Here is a 21,453-nt window from a genome sequence, read left to right as displayed (position 1 = left end):
GAGCAGAGGGAAATGAATGTAGAAACAACTTTGATAATGATGGAAGCTGAAAGACAACAGGCTCAGATTAAAGTGCTAGAACAAATTAAATTGGCAACATACGATAAAGTGATCGCCCAATTGGAGAAAATTTCGCAAGAATAAAAGAATTTAATTACAATTACAAAGGTTTAAAACAAAGACAAAATAAATCCGATTCCACTATAAGCTAGTTTCCTTTTCATTCACTGTGTCCCCTTTCATCCTAAAGATATATGGTTTTAATGTATGTTATCTGAAAAACAATATCAATGTTGTTACGTATTGAACGTCATTAGCTGTTTGAATACCGAAAAAATACTCATACTACAATCGAGGTGAGAGCATGTATAAATTATTATCACATAACGATTTAGACGGAGTAGGGTGTGGGATTTTAGCCAAGCTTGCTTTTAACGATGAGGTGAAGATACGCTACAATTCCATTACTGCACTTGATCGCGAAATCGAATTCTTTTTGGAGAATGAGCAACAGAAAACATTTTTGTTTATTACAGATCTTTCTCCAAATGAAGAGAATGAAAAAAGGATTCATGATTATTATCAGGCGACTGGTAATGTGCAATTGCTGGATCATCATAAGACAGCACTCCATTTCAATCAATATGAATGGGGAAAAGTATTAATTGAGGACGAGCAAGGCTTTTTAACGTCAGCTACATCTTTATATTATCAATACCTGGTTATCCATGGACTATTAGAAAAAACAGAAGCCGTTTCTGAATTTGTAGAGTTAGTAAGACAATACGATACATGGGAATGGGAAAAGAACGGCAATTTACAAGCGCAAAGATTAAATGCACTCTTTTTTCTAGTGTCTATTGAAGAGTTTGAAGAGAAGATGCTTGAGCGTTTAAAAACAAGTGATCACTTTGACTTCGATGATTTTGAAAAGAAAATTTTAAGCATGGAAGAAGAAAAAACAGAACGTTACATTCGGCGTAAGAAACGGGAACTTATTCAAACCACTTTGGGTGAATACTATGCTGGGGTTGTCTATGCAGAATCCTATCTTTCTGAACTTGGCAATGAATTGGGAAAGGAAAATCCGCATCTTGATTATATTGCGATGATTAATATGGGCAGTAAAAAGATATCCTTTCGAACAATCCATGATCATATTGATGTGTCAGCAATTGCTGCCAAATATGGTGGAGGTGGGCATCAAAAGGCTGCTGGCTGCTCATTAACGGTGGAAGCTTACAACCAGTATGTAGTGGCAACATTCCATATAGAGCCTATTCCAGAGGATGCTAAAAGAAATCGCTATAATGTAAAAGGGTCTACGTTTGGGAGTTTCTATAAAAATCAGCAAGATGAAATGTTCGTGCTTTCTTCAAACGATGAGGTTGATTGGATAATTGAAAAAAATAACATGCCACTGACACAATCCTTTGCGAGCTTTAATGAAGCAGAGTGGTTTTTAAAGCGAAATAAACAAGCATGGCTAGTAAGAGATGATCTCTTTGTGGACTATTTAATGCGTGAAGTCAATAAAGTTCGTCATCTACATAAAGGGATGTAAATCCTTTTATACATAATGAATCTTCAACATAGAAGGTTATATAATGCATGATTGAGCACTACAATGAATCATAACGATTTTTATAAAAATGAGGTGTACGGTTGTCCAATGATATGATTCGAGTTGTGGATTTGGATAAGGAAAATCGGAGAAGTAAGAAATGGCTTATTATTGTGATCCTTTTATTAATGATTGCTAGTGGATCGACGCTGTATTTGTGGTGGGATCAGGATGTGAATTTTGAAGCCTATAAAACGGATGTGGGGAAAACAGCTAGCAATAGCTTAGGACGGTTAACATTAAATGAAGTGATTATAGATGACAATCAAATTTTACTGAATGCAACTTTCGAACCTGGAAAAGAGTTTAAGCCAGACCATCAAGTGTTTTTCTTTCCGCAAATTCTCGTCAATGGTCAAGATTATATGGTTCGTAATGGAGGACAGTCCATAGCAAAGTCTGCCAACGTCTATACGATATACAATAGTATTAAAATGGATGATTTTCCGACTGATGAACAATTAGAATTAGTTATTCGTTATAAAGATTGGAATGTTGAAACACCAATTGAGAAGCCATGGGAATTTCAGGTAGATGCTTCACAAGAGCAATTACAACAAGATCGTGAAATCTTTTCTATTGATAAAAAAGTGAAACATGTTGATCGGCAGGAAATAACTATTGATAAAGTTGTCTCCACACCTATTTCTACAACGATTTATTTTCATACTGAGGAAAGTGTTGTCAATGATGCGCTACACTTTAAAATCCAATCAAAATCTGGACAATCATGGACTTTTGCAACACCCTATCCATTAAATAAAGAGGGTACTAGGTGGGGAAGTCGTGTAGATGCACTCTATCTAACAGAAAAAAAATACACTTTAATTCCAATCAATAAAGAGGGTAGTAAAGTAGGTTCTGCAATTAAAATAAAGAGAGATGAATAATGAAGTAAATTTTACAAACTCTTAACCTAAAAAACATAGCCTTCCGTGTAAGATGAAATAAAAGATATGGAAAGTAGTTGAGAGTTTGCGAAGGCTTTGGGAGATTTTTTTTGTTGCTTTAAAATTGGGCTGTACCTCGTTTGGAGGCCCAACAGCTCATCTAGGTTATTTTCAACAGGAATATGTACAGAAACGTAAATGGCTTTCTGCACATGATTATGGTCAACTTGTTATGTTAAGTCAATTTTTGCCCGGTCCTGCATCTAGTCAGGTGGGGATGGGAATTGGTTTACTTAGAGGAGGAGTGTTAGGAAGCTTTCTATCATTTCTTGGTTTTACCTTACCATCCGTTCTGATACTTATACTTTTTGCCTATTTCTCCAAGTATACAGAGTTAAAGATGGATTGGATTCATGGTTTGAAGTTAGTAGCAGTGGCGATTGTCGCCCATGCTATTTTTGATATGAGCAAAAAGCTACTCTCGACAAAATGGCATTGGTTGATTGCTTTATTGACAATGATAACAGTATTGACATGGCTAAATCCATTTGCTCAAATCGCAGCAATATTGATTGCTGCTTGTTTAGGCTTTCAACTTCTAAAAAAAAGTGACGAGGGTAATACCTCAAAATTAGTTCTTATACCTATTTCTAAAACAACTGGCACGGTTTTAGTAGTACTTTTTTTCATGCTACTCCTAGGTTTACCTATATTAAGTGCCTTATGGCATCATGAGTGGATTTCCATGATAGAGAAGTTTTATCTTGCAGGTGCCTTAGTATTCGGTGGCGGTCACGTAGTTTTACCTTTACTGGAAACACAATTTGTTCAAAGTGGTCAAATAAGTACTTCAGATTTTTTAGCTGGCTACGGTATGACACAAGCAGTTCCAGGACCTTTATTTACATTTGCTGCATATATCGGTATGGTTATTGCAGGCGTTCCAGGAGCAATTATTGCTACTCTTGCAATATTTTTACCAGCGTTTTTGCTAGTGGTTGGGGCGCTACCATTTTGGATTAGCCTAAGTCGAATTGCACGTCTTAGAGGTGCGATGGCAGGCGCGAATGCGGCGGTCGTTGGCATTCTAGCCGCTGCTTTTGTAGATCCTATTGTGACACAAACCATCCTTAGCATGTTAGATATTTTCATAGTGGCTATTTTTTTATGGTGTTTAATTCGGTGGAAAATACAGCCTTATTTATTGGTGCTGTTAGGAATGGCTGTGGGCATCATTTTTTATACATGAAAAATTCTGCACTTTCGATTGTTAGATTCTAACTAATAATCGGAGGTGCAGTTTGTTTTGTCATTACAGAAGCAATATTCATTAAAAGAACCTATGGGGTTTCATAGCGTTCCTTCTATCGATTCGTTATAATGTAGAAATGGAAAAGACTTAACGGGAAAGAAGGGATTGCTATGGCACGAGGTGTTTACATTCATATTCCTTTCTGTCATCAAATCTGCAATTATTGTGATTTCAATAAATTTTATTTTAAAAATCAACCAGTGGATGAATATATAGAAGCGCTTGGAAAAGAAATGGCCTTGACAACAGAAAAACATCCTGAAAAATTCCATAACATCGAGACGATTTTTCTGGGTGGTGGAACACCGACAGCTTTATCTCCTGAGCAATTGGACAAACTACTAACGTCTATTCATACGTATATTCCAATGAATAGTGTGACAGAATTTACATCAGAGGCAAATCCGGATGAATTGTCTGCAGCCAAATTGCAGGTGTTGTTTGACGGTGGTGTTAATCGATTAAGCATGGGTGTACAATCTTTTGACCAAGGATTACTACAGAAGATTGGACGCACTCATAGTAATGATCATGTCTATGAAACGATCGCCTTGGCAAGAAAAATTGGCTTCCGTAATATTAGCATTGATTTAATGTATGGTTTACCTGGACAAACAATGGCTCAATGGAAGGACTCCTTAGCCAAAGCTTTTACTCTTGATTTGCCACATTTCTCCGCCTATTCTCTTATTGTGGAACCCAAAACGATTTTTTATAATCAGTACGCTAAAGGGAAACTGTATTTACCGACAGAAGATTTAGAAGCGGATATGTATGATGTGCTGATGCAACAAATGGCCTTACATGGGCTTCAACAATACGAAATTAGTAATTTTGCAAAGCCTGGGTATCATTCAGAGCATAACAAGATTTATTGGGATAATGATGAATATGCGGGGTTTGGTGCAGGGGCACATGGGTATTTAGCAGGTATACGCTATTCCAATCACGGTCCATTAAAAAAGTATATGGAAGCTGTTGAGGCAAATGAGCTACCAATTGTCCACGCACATGAAGTATCACAAGTGGAAAAAAGAGAAGAACAAATGTTTTTAGGGCTAAGAAAAACAGAGGGTGTTATGCACACTTTATATGAAGAGAAATTTAAAACACCGATGTCTGCCCATTATGATGTGGTAATAAAAGATCTAGTGTCAAAGGGGCTTTTAGAACAGGATGAACTTGGTGTACGCCTGACAAGAAAAGGACGTTTTGTGGGCAATGAAGTATTTCAACAATTTTTGCTAGAAGATTGAGCGATATCGTTGACATAAAATGTGGGATTTGATAACTTAATAATAGTATTAGCACTCCTCTTAGTTGAGTGCTAACAGAGGTGATAATCATGCTAACAAATCGGCAGTTACAGATATTGCAAGTCATTGTAGACGACTTTATTGTGTCTGCGCAGCCGGTAGGTTCTCGCCAAATCTCCAAAAAACAAGGGATTACATTTAGTCCAGCCACTATTCGAAACGAAATGGCGGATTTAGAGGAATTAGGCTTTTTAGAAAAAACGCATACCTCCTCTGGTCGAGTGCCTTCGGAAAAGGGTTACAGATTTTATGTAGATCATTTGTTGAGTCCTCAAGGTATTAATTCCAAGGACATTCAACAAATTCAATCAATTTTTAATGATCGACTAGTAGAAGTAGAGCATATTATCCGAAAGTCAGCCAACATTTTATCAGAGCTGACATCTTATACTTCCATACTTTTAGGACCTGATGTCCAGAGGCATCGTGTTAAACGGTTTTCAATTGTCCCCCTTTCTAGCGACACAGCAGTAGCGATTATCGTGACGAATAATGGGCATGTAGAAAACCGCATGTTCACTCTACCACCTGACTTTACCGCTTCTGATTTAGAGAAAATGGTGAATATCTTAAATGATCGCCTTATTGGAGTTTCATTAGAAGATCTCCATAAAAGCCTTGAAGCTGAAGTGCTAGCCGTGTTACAGCAACATGTTCGATCAGCGGATGATTTTATTCGCGCACTTATCACAGCAACAATGCATAATTCAGAAAGTAAAATTTTCTATGGTGGGAAAACGAATATGTTCAACCAGCCAGAATTCCATGACTTAAATAAAGTCCGGATGATTTTGGACTTAATGGAGACGACTAGCCAAGTGCAGTCACTTTTCCATCCGAATGAATCAGGTATTCATATTCGGATAGGCTCAGAAAATAAACAACTAGAAATGGAAAATTGCAGTGTCATTACCACTACCTATTCTATTGGTGATGATCAACAGGGAGCCATTGCTATTATTGGCCCTACACGTATGGATTATAAGCGTGTTGTGGCTTTATTAGACGTAATGCGCTTGGATTTAACACAAGCCTTTATGAAGAATCGTAGTGAATGATAATGAGGAGGATTCAAGTGACGGAAACAACTGAAAACAAAGATTTAGTACAAGAAGATGTACAAGCTGAAACGACAACTGAGGAAGTAGAGCAAACAGAAGTTCAGGAAGAAGCAGAGTTATCAATTGAAGAACAGTATGAGGCTAAGCTGGCTGAACTACAAGCAAAGCTGGCTGATGAGGAAAATCGTCACCTACGTTTACGTGCTGACTTCGATAATATGCGCCGTCGTAATCAGTTAGACCGTGAGGCAGCTGAAAAGTATCGCGCCCAAAGCTTACTATCTGATCTATTACCAGTCCTTGATAATTTTGAACGTGCTTTACAAGTTGAGACAACTTCTGAAGAGACTGCATCGATCATTAAAGGAATTGAAATGGTGTATCGCTCTTTAATTGAAGCAACAGAAAAAGAAGGTCTACAAGTCATTAAAGCTGAAGGTGAGCAATTTGATCCAACGGTTCACCAAGCTGTTATGCAAGAACAAGATAGTGAAAAAGAAACGGGTATCGTCTTACGCGAACTACAAAAAGGGTATATCTTAAAGGATCGTGTATTACGCCCAACAATGGTATCTGTGAACGAATAGTCTTGCACTATTTAATCAATTAAAATTAGTTAGAAAACGCATCCCTTGCGTTGACATAATAGGAGGAAATTTTAATGAGCAAAATTATTGGTATTGACTTAGGAACAACAAACTCTTGCGTTTCTGTACTTGAAGGTGGAGAACCAAAAGTAATTCCAAACCCAGAAGGAAACCGTACAACGCCATCTGTTGTTGCCTTTAAAAATGGTGAACGTCAAGTTGGTGAAGTGGCGAAACGTCAATCAGTAACAAATCCTAACACAATCATTTCTATTAAATCAAAAATGGGTACAGCTGAAAAAGTAACAGTAGAAGATAAAGACTACACGCCACAAGAAGTATCTGCAATGATTCTTCAATACTTAAAAGGCTATGCTGAAGACTACTTAGGGGAAAAAGTGACAAAAGCAGTTATTACAGTTCCTGCTTACTTTAATGATGCACAGCGTCAAGCTACTAAAGATGCTGGTAAAATCGCAGGTCTAGAAGTAGAGCGTATCATCAACGAACCAACTGCTGCAGCTCTTGCTTATGGATTAGATAAACAAGATCAAGATCAAAAAGTATTAGTATTTGACCTTGGAGGCGGTACGTTTGACGTATCTATCCTTGAGTTAGGTGACGGTGTCTTTGAAGTACTAGCTACAGCTGGTGATAACAAACTAGGTGGAGATGATTTCGATGACGCAATTATCGAATATCTAGTAGCTGAATTCAAAAAAGAAAATGGCATTGACTTATCAAAAGATAAAATGGCGATGCAACGATTAAAAGATGCAGCTGAAAAAGCGAAAAAAGATTTATCTGGTGTAACATCAACTCAAATCTCTCTACCATTCATTACAGCTGGAGAAGCAGGTCCATTACACTTAGAAATTTCTTTAACGCGTGCGAAATTTGACGAAATTACTTTACCATTAGTAAATCGTACAGTAGGACCAGTACGTCAAGCATTATCTGATGCAGGTCTGTCAACTTCTGAAATTGACCAAGTTATTTTAGTTGGTGGTTCTACACGTATTCCAGCAGTACAAGAAGCAGTACGTAAAGAAACAGGAAAAGAGCCTCACCGTGGTGTTAACCCTGACGAAGTTGTTGCAATGGGTGCTGCAGTACAAGGTGGCGTATTAACAGGTGATGTGAAAGACGTTGTATTACTTGACGTAACACCTCTTTCACTTGGTATTGAAACAATGGGTGGCGTGTTCACAAAATTAATCGACCGTAACACAACTATCCCTACTTCAAAATCTCAAGTTTTCTCTACAGCAGCTGATAACCAACCAGCTGTAGATATTCATGTTTTACAAGGTGAGCGTTCAATGGCAGCTGACAATAAAACATTAGGTCGCTTCCAATTAGCAGATATTCCACCAGCACCTCGTGGTGTACCTCAAATCGAAGTAACATTCGATATTGATAAAAACGGTATCGTATCTGTAAAAGCAAAAGATCTTGGTACGAACAAAGAGCAAACAATTGTGATTCAATCTGATTCTGGTTTATCAGAGGAAGAAATTGAACGCATGGTAAAAGATGCTGAAGCTAATGCTGAAGCAGATGCTAAACGTAAAGAAGAAGCAGATCTTCGTAACGAAGCAGACCAATTAGTATTCCAAGTGGATAAAACAATTGCTGACCTTGGTGAGCAAATTACAGAAGACGAGAAAAAATCTGTGGAAGATGCTCGTGATGAATTGAAAAAAGCGCTTGAAGCTGGTGAATTAGAAGGTATTAAAGCAGCTAAAGAAAAACTAGAAGGCGTATTACAGCCACTAGTGATGAAAGTTTACGAACAAGCGGCAGCAGCTGCTCAAGCAGCTCAAGGTGGCGATGCAGGTGCAGACACTGATGCTGGTAAAAAAGATGACGGTGTTGTAGACGCTGAATTCGAAGAAGTAAAAGATGATAAATAAGAAGTAACACAGTAAAGTGAAAAAGCCAAAGACCGCTTGCGGCTTTGGCTTTTGTCATGATGTGAGGTCACTTCACGTAAATGCACCATTTATGGGATAGTTGCATACGTTAGCTGCTAGGAAGTGAATATCTTCATTATTGGAATTTATAGAACCTTTAATCGAAAAAATGAGGCAGTTTTTTCAACTGCATGTTACAATAGATTTTATGCAAACAGAGCGGAGTGTGAATCATGGAGAAACGCGATTATTACGAGGTGCTTGGTTTAACAAAATCGGCTACAAAAGATGAGATTAAAAAAGCATACCGTAAATTATCAAAACAATATCACCCTGACCTTAATAAAGAGCCAGGTGCAGATGAAAAATTCAAAGAAATCGCTGAAGCATATGAAGTATTAAGTGACGACCAGAAAAAAGCACGCTACGACCAATTTGGTCATGAGGATCCGAATGCTGGTTTTGGTGGTGGCTTTGGAGGGGGCGGCTTTGGCGGCTTCGAGGATATTTTCAGTTCATTCTTTGGCGGAGGTGGTCGCCGTCAGGATCCAAATGCGCCACGTAAAGGGGATGATCTGCAATATCGTATGAACATCCAATTTGAGGAAGCTATTTTTGGAAAAGAAACAGAAATAGAAATCCCAAAAGATGAAACGTGTGAAACATGTCACGGTTCAGGAGCAAAACCAGGCACGCAACCAGAAACATGTTCGACATGTAAAGGTGCAGGACAAATCAATCAAGCAGTGGATACACCATTTGGTCGTATGATGAATCGTCGTACATGCTCAACATGTCATGGAACAGGTAAAATTATTAAAGAAAAATGTACGACTTGTCGTGGAGAAGGAAAAGTCCAAAAACGTAAGAAAATTAAAGTGACGATTCCAGCAGGTGTGGATGATGGACAACAAATTCGTGTATCTGGTCAAGGTGAACCAGGTATAAACGGTGGACCTGCAGGGGATTTATATATTATGTTCCGCGTTCAAGGACACAAGGATTTTGAACGAGATGGAGACGATATTTACTTCGAGTTGAAATTAACATTCCCTCAAGCAGCACTTGGGGATGAAATTGAAGTACCAACAGTCCATGGGAAAGTAAAATTACGTATTCCAGCTGGAACACAGTCAGGTGCTCAATTCCGTCTAAAAGATAAAGGTGTTAAAAATGTTCATGGTTATGGTATGGGTAATCAATATGTGACAGTAAAAGTGATGACACCAGAAAAATTAACGGAAAGACAAAAACAATTACTACGAGAATTTGCAGAAATTAGTGGCGATATCCCTGAAGAACAAGGTAGTTCACTATTCGATAAAATTAAGAAAAAATTCCAAGGTGAATAATTAGAGGAGCTGAAGAGCTACGTGAAGTGGTCAGAATTATCCATTCATACAAAAAATGATGCGGTAGAAGCAATTTCGAATATTTTGCATGAAGCAGGTGCAAGTGGTGTTGTCATCGAAGATTCTGCAGAGTTTGCGAAGCCACGTGAAGATCAATATGGTGAAATTTATGCGCTAAATGAAGATGATTTTCCGAAAGATGGCGTGATTGTTAAAGCTTATTTATCAGAGTCTAGTTTTTTAAATGAAACAGTCGAAGAAATAAAAGCAGCTATCACAAATTTAACGAACTTTAACATTGATATCGGTGAAAATGTGGTATCCATTGTGGAAGTCAATGAAGAAGATTGGGCAACTGCCTGGAAGCAATACTACCATCCTGTTAAGATTTCTGAACGCTTTACTATCGTACCGACATGGGAGGAATACACACCTGTTTCAACAGATGAACTAATTATTGAATTAGACCCTGGTATGGCATTTGGTACAGGTACCCACCCAACAACGGTAATGTGTTTACAAGGACTTGAAAAGGTCATTAAAGAAGGGGATACAGTTGTTGATATCGGTACAGGATCGGGTGTATTGTCTATTGGTGCAGCATTACTTGGTGCCAAAAGTGTGCATGCGCTTGATTTAGATGAGGTTGCTGTACGTTCAGCGCGAGAAAATGTAGCATTAAATAAAGTGGAAGATAAGGTGGCAGTGTTCCATGGTAACTTATTGGATACTGTAAAAGAACCAGCAGATGTAGTAGTCGCTAATATTTTGGCTGAAATCATCATGTCCTTCACAGATGACGCGTATACAATTGTAAAACCAGGTGGATTATATGTCACTTCGGGCATCATCGGTGCAAAACGAGATGATGTGAAAGTAGCACTAGAAGCTTCAGGCTTTGTGATTGAAGAAGTATTATTAATGGAAGATTGGGTAGCCATTATTGCCCGTCGTCCACTATAACATGACTGAGGAAGCGCCAAATCGTGAGCCGTGTGCTTGTGATTTGGCGTTTTCCTTTCTTGCTAGAAAGGACTGTGTGGCATGCAACGTTATTTTATTGAGACAGCTATCGAAAATGCACGTATTAGTGGAGAAGATGCACGGCATATTGAACGAGTGATGCGTATGAAGCAAGGCGACAACATTGTAGTTGTTGCACAAAACACTGCGTATATATGCACAATTGAAGGATTTGAAGGGGATGAGGTTGTCATTGAAGCGACTGGACAAACAATCCCTTCCCCAGAGTTACCCATTCAAGTAACAGTAGCATGTGGTTTACCGAAGGGTGATAAGCTGGAGCTTATTACCCAAAAAGCCACAGAGCTAGGAATGTTTGCTTTATTACCCTTTGAAGCTGAGCGCTCCATTGTGAAATGGGACAAGAAAAAAGGAGCAAAAAAGCAAGAAAGATTACAGAAAATTGCTAAGGAAGCTGCGGAACAAGCTCACCGTACGCATATTCCAACAGTTTTTGAACCCATATCATTTAAACAGCTAGTACAACAAATAGATCAATTCGATGCCGTTTTTATTGCTGATGAAGAGGATGCAAAGGCTGAAAAGCGCACAAGGTTTGCGGAGAAGCTAAAAAACGTGTATGATAAGAAATCGAAATCAATGCTTATTATCTTTGGTCCTGAGGGAGGCATTTCTCGTCAAGAGTCGGAAGCGCTATTACAAGCAGGCGCTCAAACGATGTCATTAGGACCGAGAATTTTACGAGCAGAAACAGCGCCATTATACGCACTGTCTGCCATATCCTATGAATTTGAATAACAGCTATGTATAATTTATTATCAACATAACTTAGAGAAAGCCACTTAATATTATTAAGTGGTTTTTTTACGTAAATCATATTTGAAGGGGTCTGCGTTAAATTCCTGCTTAAATGGAGTTTTAGCCCATTGTGTAAGATCAACCGGGAAAATCACAACCTCAAACATTCCAAATAAAATATGTAAAAGAACAAGTTCAATGTCCATACATAGATTTAATTGCGACATACTCTAGCGATAGGAGAGCTCACTAATACTATATTGAAATGAGGGAATTTTTTGAGTGAACAATTTAATCAAATTCAACCTTGTCCAGTAACATCAACTGAACAAATACCCTTAACGAATGAGATTACACCACTAGTTACTACACCACTTACGACGCCAACTATTAAAATTCCAGTTGTACTGGCAGAACCAACACTGCAAATCGTTGTCGAGTCGGATATTACACTTAGTCCTGCAGCGACAGAGATTAAACGAGTGAAAAAGAATGTCTTTCTAAATCAAGTGAAATTGGTACCAGTTAGCTTTGCGCGTATTGCTAACACTGATTTCTTTAGAGTAACACGAGCTAAATTATTTGTAGCAGGACATATTCGGAAAAATATCGAATATGCTTCATCATCATGTAATGGGGCACTTCAGGATAGAATTGCTGATGTTCCGTTTTCTGGTTTTACAGATCTTATTTTCCCACAAACACCTGGAGGCGCAACACCAATCTTAGGCATTTCCGAGTTTGCTGAAGCGAACTTCCTTAACGAAAGAACACAAATGGATGCTCGATTAGATAAGGCTTTTTTCCAAAATCTCGTTAAATACAATGAACAACCATTTGGTGAATTAGTAGCAGCCAATTTCTTTGAACTTGATTTTTCACCGATTATGGCAGCTCCTGAAGAAGCATTCAGCACATTACGTGAAAAAATTGTATTAGAACTTACTGTAAAAGTATTGCAAGTTCAACAAATCCGTTTGGGCGCTGGAAGTAGTGTAGTAACACCTGTTCTACCAGGGCTTACTCCACCAGCAACACCAATTGTTCCTGATATGATTCCGCCTACTGAGCCTTGTTAATTTTTTTATGTAGTGGAGCAAAAATGGTAACAATAATACTGATATAAAATCAAATATGTTGTTGGGCAGTTGAAAGTTCACTTTTACTCGAACTTTTAACTGCTTTTTTTGGCAAGATAAGGACATGCGTCTTCCAATTGTATCTCATGGTGGGACTGTGACAAAAGTAAAAATATTGCATAATATGGATTGTAATTAGTATTGTAGATTTTCAATTGTCCTAACATAATCGTATCAGAAGAATTAGCTAATGGATTAAAACTTAATTAAAAATTGATGGTTATGCTTTTTTTGTCAAATCATTATTTGGGAGTGAATGAATGGCAACTCCATGGATTAATTTTAGAGAGATGAAAAAAATATCCTCTAAACAAAATAAATACACTGAGTGGAGGTATCAAACTAAAATAGATGACGAATCTCCATTAGAACAGACTTTTAATGGAAATAATAATCTGCTTGATGAAAAAGAATATAAACCAATTACAGAGGAATCAACTTTAACAGACCATATAATCTCTAATGAAGAGCTCTCCGAACCTATGGAGCCGACTATTGAGGAAGAAAACGAACATCACCCAAATTTTGAGAACTTCAGGGAGGATGCTAGCCTAGCAGAGCTATTACCATCTAATGAAGATCTACCTATATCTAAAGAAACAAATGTTGAGCAAGAAAACGAACATCACATAGATATCGATGAGAGTCACACAAAAGTGACCTTAATAGAGCAATTAGCGTCCATACCCATACCTATAGAAGCGAATGTTAAGGAGAACGAAGAAAATTTCCGACATATGGATGAGAACCATGTAGAGGAATTCACTTTAGACCAGATAGCATGCAATCAAATCGTACCCAGTCCAACAAAGGTAGAAATTGACCATCTACTAGATAGTGATGAGAACTCCCTTGAAGAACAAAATTCAACAGCCCAATCAGACAATAATCCAAAATCTTTCAATAGAGCTCTGTCAGAGGCTGAAAATAATATGCATTTGGATGATATAGCAGAAAAGGAGAAAAACAATCCTCCAAATCGTAATAAAGAGATTGCAAAGTCTTTACAAGGAGAAGTATGCACCATTATCCAAAAAAGTCCCTTTTCTACTTATGTAGAAATTAACGATTTTCTTCATGCTCCTATTTATGGTGATAATGTTCAAAATACAATATTTGATTTTCTTGATTTAAATGATAACCTATCTCCCCAACTTCAGACGAAGCTACTCCAAACGATTTCGATTTACCCTGAACAACCATATTGTCGTTTGGTTAGCTCCAACATTAATCAAATGATTTCTTTAATGAGAACGGATACTAATAAAAAAAATGGTAGTGAGCAGCATCCGTTTAAATCAGTAGTAGTTCCCTTACATAACTCACAAGCAATTAAAAAAGGAGAGATTAACTCCTCTGAGCCTTTTATACATATACGAGTTCCTGTTGTGCTAGGGGAATACAAAATAGAAATATGTATGGAGGAAAAAATTGCTTTTGATAAAGGAATTGAAGAGGTTAAAGAGATCACAAATGAGGTAGTACTATCCGATTGTAGATTTGTACCTATTCATAGATCCCAGTCATTGGGAAATGGAACAAGAACTGTATTAAAGGGGAATTTATTTATAGAAGGCTACATACAGCATAATATTGAATATAGGGTATCTAATACGCAAAATAAGTCAGCCATTCATCCCAATCGATTGTGTCAAAATATAGTATTAGAATTAATTATCCAAATGTTACAAGTACAAAAAATTAAAGTACTGTTTGACTGGCAAGGTAATGGAGGGTTATAGAAATTTATCCCTTAATTCAAATAAAAAATAAAACTAATATATACGTCCATGTATAGATTTAAATGCTACATATTCTAGCGATAGGAGAGCTCTCTAATACTAAAAAATGAAATGAGGGAATTTTTTGAGCGATCAATTAGAAAGCCAATTTCAACCTTGTCCTGTAACATCAACTGAACAAATTCCATTAACGAATGAGATTACACCAGTAGTCACTACACCAGTTACAACGCCAACTATCAAAGTTCCAGTTGTATTGGCAGAACCAACACTGCAAATCGTTGTTGAGTCGGATATTACACTTAGCCCTGCTGCTACAGAAATCAAACGAGTGAAAAAGAATGTCTTCCTAAATCAAGTGAAACTGGTACCAGTTAGCTTTGCACGTATTGGTGGTACTGATTTCTTTAGAGTAACAAGAGCTAAATTATTTGTAGCAGGACATATTCGGAAAAATATTGAATATGCTTCATCAGCATGTAATGGGGCACTTCGAGATAGAATTGCTGACGTTCCGTTTTCTGGTTTTACAGATCTTATTTTCCCACAAACACCTGGAGGCGCAACACCAATCTTAGGCATTTCCGAGTTTGCTGAAGCGAACTTCCTTAACGAAAGAACACAAATGGATGCTCGATTAGATAAGGCTTTCTTCCAAAATCTTGTTAAATACAATGAACAACCATTTGGTGAATTAGTAGCAGCCAACTTCTTTGAACTTGATTTTTCACCGATTATGGCGGCTCCTGAAGGGACATTCAGCACATTACGTGAAAAAATTGTCTTAGAACTTACTGTAAAAGTATTGCAAATTCAACAAATCCGCCTTGGTGCTGGCAGTAGCGTAATAACGCCTGTTCTTTTAGGACTTACACCTCCTCCTAGTCCTTGATAAATGCTAGTTTAGAGGACAGTAGAAGATTATAATATATTAACAAAGCTGGTAGTACAGATGGATATTTTGTTTGTACTACTAATTTTCTTATAGGAGCTGTCAATCTTTAAAAGCATTTATCAATATTATGAAAAATCAAATACAAGTGAATGATTAGCTTCATTAAAAGGAAAAAGGGTTGCCATATATAATGGGCAACCCTTTTTTCACTATTTATTTCACTGTTTCTAAAACGCGTACAAATTGTCCTTTTGAGTGAGGGTAGCCTGCTTGTGTAATTTTTACTTTTACAAGTTGTCCGATTAGACTTTCTGGACCCTCAAAAACTACTTTTAAGTAATTGTCTGTATAGCCTGTTAGAAGGCCTTCTTCTTCACTGTCATCATGCACAAATTCTTCAGGGATAACTTCTAGCACTTGATCTTCAAAACGAGAAGCATACTCTTTTGCTAGCTGATCGTTTAAAGAGATGAGTCGATGCACACGCTCATTTTTAATGTCTTCATCAATTTGATCTTCCATACGTGCAGCAGGGGTTCCTGTACGAGGAGAGAATGGGAAAACGTGTAGCTCAGAAAATTTATGATCGCGAATAAAGTTATATGTGTCCATAAACTCTTCCTCTGTCTCACCTGGAAAACCAACGATTACATCAGAAGTAACAGCTAAATCAGGTAAAGCCTCATGTAATTTTGTTAAACGTTCACCGAAGAACTCCATTGTATATTTACGACGCATACGTTTTAATACCGTATCAGAACCAGATTGAATAGGGATGTGTAAATGATTCACGACAATCTTTGATTCACGTAGTACTTCAATTACTTCATCTGTTAATTGACTAGCCTCAATGGATGAAATACGAAGACGCTTTAAGCCTGTTACATTGGCCTCTAAATCACGTAGTAATTGAGCAAGATTATAATCTTTTAAATCCTGACCATAGCCACCTGTATGAATACCAGTTAAGACAATTTCAAGATAACCAGCATCTACTAATTGCTGTGCTTGATGTAATACTTCTTGTGGGTCACGAGAACGCATTAAACCACGTGCCCATGGAATAATACAAAATGTACAGAAATTGTTACAGCCTTCTTGGATTTTTAACGAAGCACGTGTACGGTCTGTAAATGCTGGTACATCTAATTCTTCGTATACTCGGTTTTTCATAATGTTACGTACAGCATTAATCGGTTGTCGTTCCGCACGATATTGTTCAATATAACCAAGTAATTTCGTACGATCTTGTGTTCCAACAACAATATCAACACCAGGGATTGCCATAATTTCTGCAGGGGATGTTTGTGCATAGCATCCTGTTACACAAATAACTGCATCCGGATTTTGGCGAATTGCTCGACGAATAACCTGACGTGATTTTTTATCTCCAGTATTCGTAACTGTGCATGTATTAATGACGTAAACGTCTGCTTGTTGATCAAATTCTGTTCGATCATAGCCTTCTTCTTTAAACAGCTGCCAAATTGCTTCTGTTTCGTAATGATTTACTTTACAACCTAGAGTATGAAAACTCACGATTTTTGATCGCTCGTTACTCATGATATATATCATCCTTTCAATTCACATTACCTTGTGTTTCCAAACATTTAATAAGTTTTTCGTTGTACATATTTTAGATACGTGATTTATGATAACATAATCCTTATAAAATCAGTACATATAAGATTTTTTTGTGAAATAATTAAGTTATCACTTTCTATACAATCTTTTGAGGACTTCAGATAAACATGACTCGTTCTGTAATGTTTATATTTGGGTGTTCATTATATAGAAAGAAATTAGACGCCATCGCGAAAAAATGATATGATTCGAAGAGGTACGTACATCTTGTTTAATGAAGGAGCGTTCAACAATGGAAAAAAATTTTGCACGTATGATTGATCATACATTATTAAAGGCTGAGGCAACAAAAGAACAAATTGAAAAATTATGTGCAGAAGCTAAACAATTTAACTTTGCTTCTGTTTGTGTAAATCCAACTTGGGTAAAACGTAGTAGTGAATTATTACAGGGTACAGACGTGTTAGTTTGTACGGTTATCGGCTTCCCACTTGGTGCCAATACGCCAGCAGTCAAAGCATTTGAAGCAAAAGACGCCATTGCTAACGGTGCAAAAGAAGTAGATATGGTTATTAATATCGGTGCGTTGAAAGATAAAAACTATGAGCTTGTACAGGCAGATATCGCAGCTGTGGTAGAAGCAGCTAAAGATAGCGCACTTGTAAAAGTCATTATTGAATCATGCTTACTAACAGACGAAGAAAAAGTGAAAGCATGTGAGTTAGCTGTAGCAGCGGGTGCTGACTATGTGAAAACATCTACAGGTTTTTCTACTGGTGGAGCAACAGCAGAGGATATCGCGCTGATGCGTAAAACTGTAGGTCCAGAACTTGGTGTAAAAGCATCAGGTGGTGTTCGTAGCTTAGAGGACATGAAAAAAATGGTAGAAGCAGGTGCGACTCGTATTGGGGCTAGCTCTGGTGTAGCTATTATGAATGGTTTAATTGCCGACTCCAACTATTAATATTATCTTTTTATAGCGCCATAAGCTCATGTGTACATTGACATGAGCTTATGGCTTCTTTGTGTTTAATCAGCATAATAATTTTCTATGCACATATACTCCACTGATGAATGTAAATACAGAAAGGAGGATGTCATGTTTACACAGTATAAGTCTTGGAGGCCCTATATTAGCCCCTTTGATCCTTGTAAGCCTATAGAAGTTAAATATTATGCAACACCCCCACAATTATATATGGGTTTTCAACCACCTGGACTTCCACAATTTCCAACCGCAAGAGAAGCGCTAATGGCGGGTACACTATGGCCACAGTTGTTTAGCCCATATCCATTTCCCCTAAAAGGAGGGAGGAAGCATGACTAAAAAGATGCCGCCCGAATTTTATAAGCAATTAGAAGAAATACAAGCAATTGATTTCGTCATTGTTGAATTAAACCTCTATTTAGACACTCATCCGCACGATTATGACGCTATTCAGCAATTTAATGAAAATACAGAGAAAAGTATGAAACTTAAAATTGATTTTGAGCAAAAGTATGGACCACTCATGAATTTTGGGAGAAGCTATTCGAATTATCCTTTTAACTGGATTGATACACCATGGCCATGGCAAGTCTAAACAAAAGACTAGGAGGAAAAATCTTTGTGGTATTATGAAAAGAAACTCCAGTATCCGGTAAAAGTTAGTACATGTAACCCAATGCTTGCAAAGTTTTTAATTGAACAATATGGAGGAGCGGATGGGGAACTGGCAGCAGCTCTACGCTACATGAATCAGCGCTATACGATTCCTGACAAAGTAGTAGGGTTATTGACCGATATAGCAACAGAGGAATTTTCACATTTAGAAATGATTGCCACGATGATTTATAAGCTAACAAAAGATGCAACACCAGAAATGCTGAAAGAAGCTGGTTTGGGTGATCATTATGTAAATCACGATCGGGCTCTATTTTATCAAAATGCCTCAGGTGTACCATTCACAGCAACCTATATTCAAGCAAAGGGCGACCCTATCGCGGACTTGTATGAGGATATTGCAGCTGAAGAAAAGGCACGTGCCACATATCAATGGATTATTGACTTATCAGATGACACGGATTTAAATGATAGTTTGAAGTTTTTACGTGAACGGGAAATTGTTCATTCCCAACGCTTCAGAGAGGCTGTTGAAATTTTAAAAGATGATAGAGATCAAAAGAAAGTTTTCTAAGACAAAAAGGCTGTATCAAGTTGAGCTTGAAACAGCCTTTTTGTGGTTACTGAATATTTGAGAATAAGCTAAGATCTTTTCGATGACCAATCATTACTAATAAATCTTCCTTTTCAATAATTTGCTCAGGAGAAGGGGAGATAATAATTTCTCCTTCGCGCACAATTGCAATTACACTGACGTTATATTTTGCGCGCAAGTCTAAATCACGAAGGTTTTGTCCAGCCATTTTGGAAGGAATCATAATTTCTTCAATGCTGTATTCCTTTGATAATTCGATATAATTCAACATATTTGGGGATAGGAGTTGATTAGCCACACGTTCACCCATATCTCTTTCTGGGTAAATAATCCAATCAGCTCCTACTTTATCTAACACTTGCCCATGTCTTTTACCAAGTGCCTTTGCAATCACTTTTTTGATCCCTAGCTCTTTTAATAAAGAGACGGTTAAAATACTAGATTGCATATCATTACCGATCGCCACGATAACACAATCGAAGTTACCAATACCAATCGATTTTAAGGCTTTTTCTTCTGTTGTATCTGCTACCACAGCGTGAGTCACATAGGGTTCGGCATCCTCTACTCTTTCTTCATTTATATCAATTCCTAATATTTCCTGTCCAGCTTCATGCAATCTGCGAGCGACGCTTGTTCCGAATCTACCTAAGCCAATCACAGCGTATTGTTTAATGGTCATAGCGTTCTGTCTTCCTCTCATTTGGTTATCCAATCATAATATTTCCTTTTGGGTGGCGGAAACTCTCTTTTTTTCTTCGTTTTGCAATGGCAAAAGCAATGGTTAGTGGTCCTACTCTTCCTGCGAACATTGTAATAATCAGAAGAAGACGACCAGCAGGTGTTAGCTCTGGAGTTAGGCCCATCGAAAGACCAACAGTACCAAACGCAGAGGTAGCCTCAAATAAGTACATCATAAAGCTATGATGCTGTTCCGTGATACTGAGAAGAATCGTCACGACTATAACAATTAATCCTCCACACATTGTAACCGTCAAAGCCTTTAAGATAGTTTCAGTAACAATTCTACGTTTAAAGAGAACGACATCTTCTTTTCCTCGAATTTGTGACCACATAGTAGCTACTAAAACAGCAAAGGTTGTGATTTTAATACCTCCAGCAGTCGACCCAGAGCCTGCCCCAATAAACATGAAAAGAATCATTAAAAATAATGTAGAATGCGTTAAGTCCCCAATAGCCAGTGTATTGGAGCCAGCAGTTCGTGGTGTAACCGCTTGGTAAAGGGAACCTAACACTTTACCCCATTCGGATAATGGTCCCAGTGTCTTTTGGTTGCCATACTCAAACAAAAATATCAAAATGGTTCCACTAACAGTTAGCAAAAGTGTCGTTACTAAGACTATTTTTGAATGGACAGAAAGCCTTTTAGTCACACGATATTCATATAATTCATTCATCACAATAAAGCCTAATCCGCCGATTGTAATAAGAGTACAGATGGTGAAAACAACAAAGGGATCATCAACATAGGCAGTCATTCCGTTAAAGCCACCCATTAAATCGAAGCCAGCGTTGTTGAAGTTGGATATGGCATGAAAAAACCCAAAATAAAGGGCCTTTCTAATAGGCATATCAAAAGAAAAACGAATGGATAGAATAAGACCACCGATTATTTCAATACATGCTGTAAAGAGCAATATTCTTTTCACTAATCGAACAAGACCAGCAATGGAGATATTATTAAATGCTTCTTTAAGCAGCAGTCTTTCTTTTAATGAAATTTTCTTTCCAAGCAGCAAAAATAATAATGTGGCAAATGTCATAAATCCTAAACCGCCAATTTGGATTAAGAATAAAAGAACCACTTCGCCAAAAGTAGAGAAGGTATCACCTGTATCGACTACAATTAAACCTGTGACACAAGTAGCTGATGTAGCAGTGAATAAAGCATCTAAAAAGGGCAAACCCTTCCCATCCTCAGTAGAAAATGGCATTGTTAAAAGAAACGTACCTATGGCAATGATGAGGGCAAAGCCCAATACAAGAACTTTGGGAGGATTTAATGCTCTTTTAAAATTGTTCATTTAATTTTTC

21 protein-coding genes are annotated in these 21,453 nt (G+C 37.5%); 18 read left to right on the top strand and 3 right to left on the bottom strand.

What is annotated here, in order from left to right; translation table 11 throughout:
- The first annotated feature begins 12 nt into the window (after positions 1-12).
- The 14 genes from QH639_RS10295 (at position 13) to QH639_RS10230 (ending at position 15,613) form a co-directional block, all read left to right on the top strand.
- Positions 13-144, top strand: a complete 132-nt coding sequence (locus QH639_RS10295) for a hypothetical protein (protein WP_255501587.1) — start codon at positions 13-15, stop codon at positions 142-144.
- A gap of 220 nt (positions 145-364) precedes the next feature.
- Positions 365-1,564, top strand: coding sequence for a DHH family phosphoesterase (locus QH639_RS10290; RefSeq protein ID WP_131520541.1), 1,200 nt, complete (start codon positions 365-367; stop codon positions 1,562-1,564).
- A 101-nt stretch (positions 1,565-1,665) separates the two neighbouring features.
- A complete protein-coding gene (locus QH639_RS10285; RefSeq protein ID WP_131520542.1) occupies positions 1,666-2,514 on the top strand; it encodes a DUF4179 domain-containing protein in 849 nt (282 codons plus the stop codon).
- Positions 2,515-2,578: 64 nt separating this feature from the next.
- Positions 2,579-3,763, top strand: a complete 1,185-nt coding sequence (gene chrA, locus QH639_RS10280) for a chromate efflux transporter (RefSeq protein ID WP_237900991.1) — start codon at positions 2,579-2,581, stop codon at positions 3,761-3,763.
- A 173-nt stretch (positions 3,764-3,936) separates the two neighbouring features.
- Complete coding sequence (hemW, locus tag QH639_RS10275; protein WP_237898273.1) at positions 3,937-5,082, top strand: radical SAM family heme chaperone HemW; 1,146 nt, start codon at positions 3,937-3,939, stop codon at positions 5,080-5,082.
- A gap of 89 nt (positions 5,083-5,171) precedes the next feature.
- Positions 5,172-6,200 carry a heat-inducible transcriptional repressor HrcA gene (hrcA, locus tag QH639_RS10270; RefSeq protein ID WP_131520545.1) on the top strand — a complete coding sequence of 343 codons (1,029 nt, stop codon included), beginning with the start codon at positions 5,172-5,174 and terminating at the stop codon, positions 6,198-6,200.
- 17 nt (positions 6,201-6,217) lie between these two features.
- Positions 6,218-6,790: a nucleotide exchange factor GrpE gene (gene grpE, locus QH639_RS10265; protein WP_281116023.1), complete on the top strand. Its 573-nt coding sequence runs from the start codon at positions 6,218-6,220 to the stop codon at positions 6,788-6,790.
- 74 nt (positions 6,791-6,864) lie between these two features.
- Positions 6,865-8,706, top strand: a complete 1,842-nt coding sequence (gene dnaK, locus QH639_RS10260) for a molecular chaperone DnaK (protein WP_131520547.1) — start codon at positions 6,865-6,867, stop codon at positions 8,704-8,706.
- A 233-nt stretch (positions 8,707-8,939) separates the two neighbouring features.
- Entirely contained in the window at positions 8,940-10,058 is a 1,119-nt protein-coding gene (gene dnaJ, locus QH639_RS10255; protein WP_016995416.1) for a molecular chaperone DnaJ, read from the top strand.
- Between the two features lie 21 nt (positions 10,059-10,079).
- On the top strand, positions 10,080-11,021 hold the full coding sequence (gene prmA / locus QH639_RS10250) for a 50S ribosomal protein L11 methyltransferase (protein WP_004227050.1): 942 nt from the start codon (positions 10,080-10,082) through the stop codon (positions 11,019-11,021).
- 81 nt (positions 11,022-11,102) lie between these two features.
- Positions 11,103-11,840 carry a 16S rRNA (uracil(1498)-N(3))-methyltransferase gene (locus QH639_RS10245; RefSeq protein ID WP_009373826.1) on the top strand — a complete coding sequence of 246 codons (738 nt, stop codon included), beginning with the start codon at positions 11,103-11,105 and terminating at the stop codon, positions 11,838-11,840.
- A 278-nt stretch (positions 11,841-12,118) separates the two neighbouring features.
- Positions 12,119-12,919: a CsxC family protein gene (locus QH639_RS10240; protein ID WP_131520548.1), complete on the top strand. Its 801-nt coding sequence runs from the start codon at positions 12,119-12,121 to the stop codon at positions 12,917-12,919.
- 320 nt (positions 12,920-13,239) lie between these two features.
- Positions 13,240-14,721, top strand: a complete 1,482-nt coding sequence (locus QH639_RS10235; protein WP_227744901.1) for a BC_2427 family protein — start codon at positions 13,240-13,242, stop codon at positions 14,719-14,721.
- 124 nt (positions 14,722-14,845) lie between these two features.
- A complete protein-coding gene (locus tag QH639_RS10230) occupies positions 14,846-15,613 on the top strand; it encodes a CsxC family protein (protein WP_131520549.1) in 768 nt (255 codons plus the stop codon).
- Positions 15,614-15,829: 216 nt separating this feature from the next.
- Here the strand turns inward: QH639_RS10230 and mtaB are convergent, their stop codons facing one another.
- Positions 15,830-17,179 (bottom strand): tRNA (N(6)-L-threonylcarbamoyladenosine(37)-C(2))-methylthiotransferase MtaB, encoded by a 1,350-nt coding sequence (gene mtaB, locus QH639_RS10225; protein WP_048392185.1) that lies wholly within the window; start codon positions 17,177-17,179, stop codon positions 15,830-15,832.
- Between the two features lie 313 nt (positions 17,180-17,492).
- Here mtaB and deoC point away from each other — a divergent pair, with 313 nt between their 5' ends.
- The 4 genes from deoC to QH639_RS10205 all read left to right on the top strand — a co-directional run bounded on the left by deoC (position 17,493) and on the right by QH639_RS10205 (position 19,377).
- Positions 17,493-18,164 carry a deoxyribose-phosphate aldolase gene (gene deoC / locus QH639_RS10220; RefSeq protein ID WP_237898270.1) on the top strand — a complete coding sequence of 224 codons (672 nt, stop codon included), beginning with the start codon at positions 17,493-17,495 and terminating at the stop codon, positions 18,162-18,164.
- Between the two features lie 135 nt (positions 18,165-18,299).
- Positions 18,300-18,527 (top strand): spore coat associated protein CotJA, encoded by a 228-nt coding sequence (locus QH639_RS10215; protein WP_004227061.1) that lies wholly within the window; start codon positions 18,300-18,302, stop codon positions 18,525-18,527.
- Positions 18,520-18,783, top strand: a complete 264-nt coding sequence (locus QH639_RS10210; RefSeq protein WP_016994107.1) for a spore coat protein CotJB — start codon at positions 18,520-18,522, stop codon at positions 18,781-18,783. The genes QH639_RS10215 and QH639_RS10210 overlap by 8 nt, the downstream gene beginning before the upstream one ends.
- Before the next feature lie 24 nt (positions 18,784-18,807).
- Positions 18,808-19,377 carry a manganese catalase family protein gene (locus QH639_RS10205; protein ID WP_004227065.1) on the top strand — a complete coding sequence of 190 codons (570 nt, stop codon included), beginning with the start codon at positions 18,808-18,810 and terminating at the stop codon, positions 19,375-19,377.
- A gap of 46 nt (positions 19,378-19,423) precedes the next feature.
- On the opposite strand, the gene QH639_RS10200 is transcribed toward QH639_RS10205, so the two are convergent.
- Both QH639_RS10200 and QH639_RS10195 read right to left on the bottom strand, forming a co-directional pair.
- The gene (locus tag QH639_RS10200; protein ID WP_004227067.1) at positions 19,424-20,080 is read right to left on the bottom strand and encodes a potassium channel family protein; all 657 of its coding nucleotides are present in this window, start codon (positions 20,078-20,080) and stop codon (positions 19,424-19,426) included.
- A gap of 25 nt (positions 20,081-20,105) precedes the next feature.
- Complete coding sequence (locus QH639_RS10195; protein WP_281116022.1) at positions 20,106-21,443, bottom strand: TrkH family potassium uptake protein; 1,338 nt, start codon at positions 21,441-21,443, stop codon at positions 20,106-20,108.
- Positions 21,444-21,453: the final 10 nt, after the last annotated feature.

Origin of the sequence: Lysinibacillus sp. 1 U-2021, assembly GCF_029916965.1 — a bacterium.
Lineage (GTDB): Bacteria > Bacillota > Bacilli > Bacillales_A > Planococcaceae > Lysinibacillus > Lysinibacillus capsici.
The sequence above is the reverse complement of the archived record's forward strand: the minus strand, read 5'-3'. Positions and strand labels throughout refer to the sequence as shown.

Bases quoted from the DNA above. Each gene is read 5' to 3' on its own strand.
- QH639_RS10290 (WP_131520541.1), top strand. From the start codon at position 365: ATGTATAAATTATTATCACATAACGATTTAGACGGAGTAGGGTGTGGG.
- QH639_RS10215 (WP_004227061.1), top strand. From the start codon at position 18,300: ATGTTTACACAGTATAAGTCTTGGAGGCCCTATATTAGCCCCTTTGAT.
- QH639_RS10195 (WP_281116022.1), bottom strand. From the start codon at position 21,443: ATGAACAATTTTAAAAGAGCATTAAATCCTCCCAAAGTTCTTGTATTG.
- hrcA (WP_131520545.1), top strand. From the start codon at position 5,172: ATGCTAACAAATCGGCAGTTACAGATATTGCAAGTCATTGTAGACGAC.
- mtaB (WP_048392185.1), bottom strand. From the start codon at position 17,179: ATGAGTAACGAGCGATCAAAAATCGTGAGTTTTCATACTCTAGGTTGT.
- dnaJ (WP_016995416.1), top strand. From the start codon at position 8,940: ATGGAGAAACGCGATTATTACGAGGTGCTTGGTTTAACAAAATCGGCT.
- QH639_RS10295 (WP_255501587.1), top strand. From the start codon at position 13: ATGAATGTAGAAACAACTTTGATAATGATGGAAGCTGAAAGACAACAG.
- QH639_RS10245 (WP_009373826.1), top strand. From the start codon at position 11,103: ATGCAACGTTATTTTATTGAGACAGCTATCGAAAATGCACGTATTAGT.
- QH639_RS10235 (WP_227744901.1), top strand. From the start codon at position 13,240: ATGGCAACTCCATGGATTAATTTTAGAGAGATGAAAAAAATATCCTCT.
- QH639_RS10200 (WP_004227067.1), bottom strand. From the start codon at position 20,080: ATGACCATTAAACAATACGCTGTGATTGGCTTAGGTAGATTCGGAACA.
- deoC (WP_237898270.1), top strand. From the start codon at position 17,493: ATGGAAAAAAATTTTGCACGTATGATTGATCATACATTATTAAAGGCT.
- dnaK (WP_131520547.1), top strand. From the start codon at position 6,865: ATGAGCAAAATTATTGGTATTGACTTAGGAACAACAAACTCTTGCGTT.
- hemW (WP_237898273.1), top strand. From the start codon at position 3,937: ATGGCACGAGGTGTTTACATTCATATTCCTTTCTGTCATCAAATCTGC.
- QH639_RS10210 (WP_016994107.1), top strand. From the start codon at position 18,520: ATGACTAAAAAGATGCCGCCCGAATTTTATAAGCAATTAGAAGAAATA.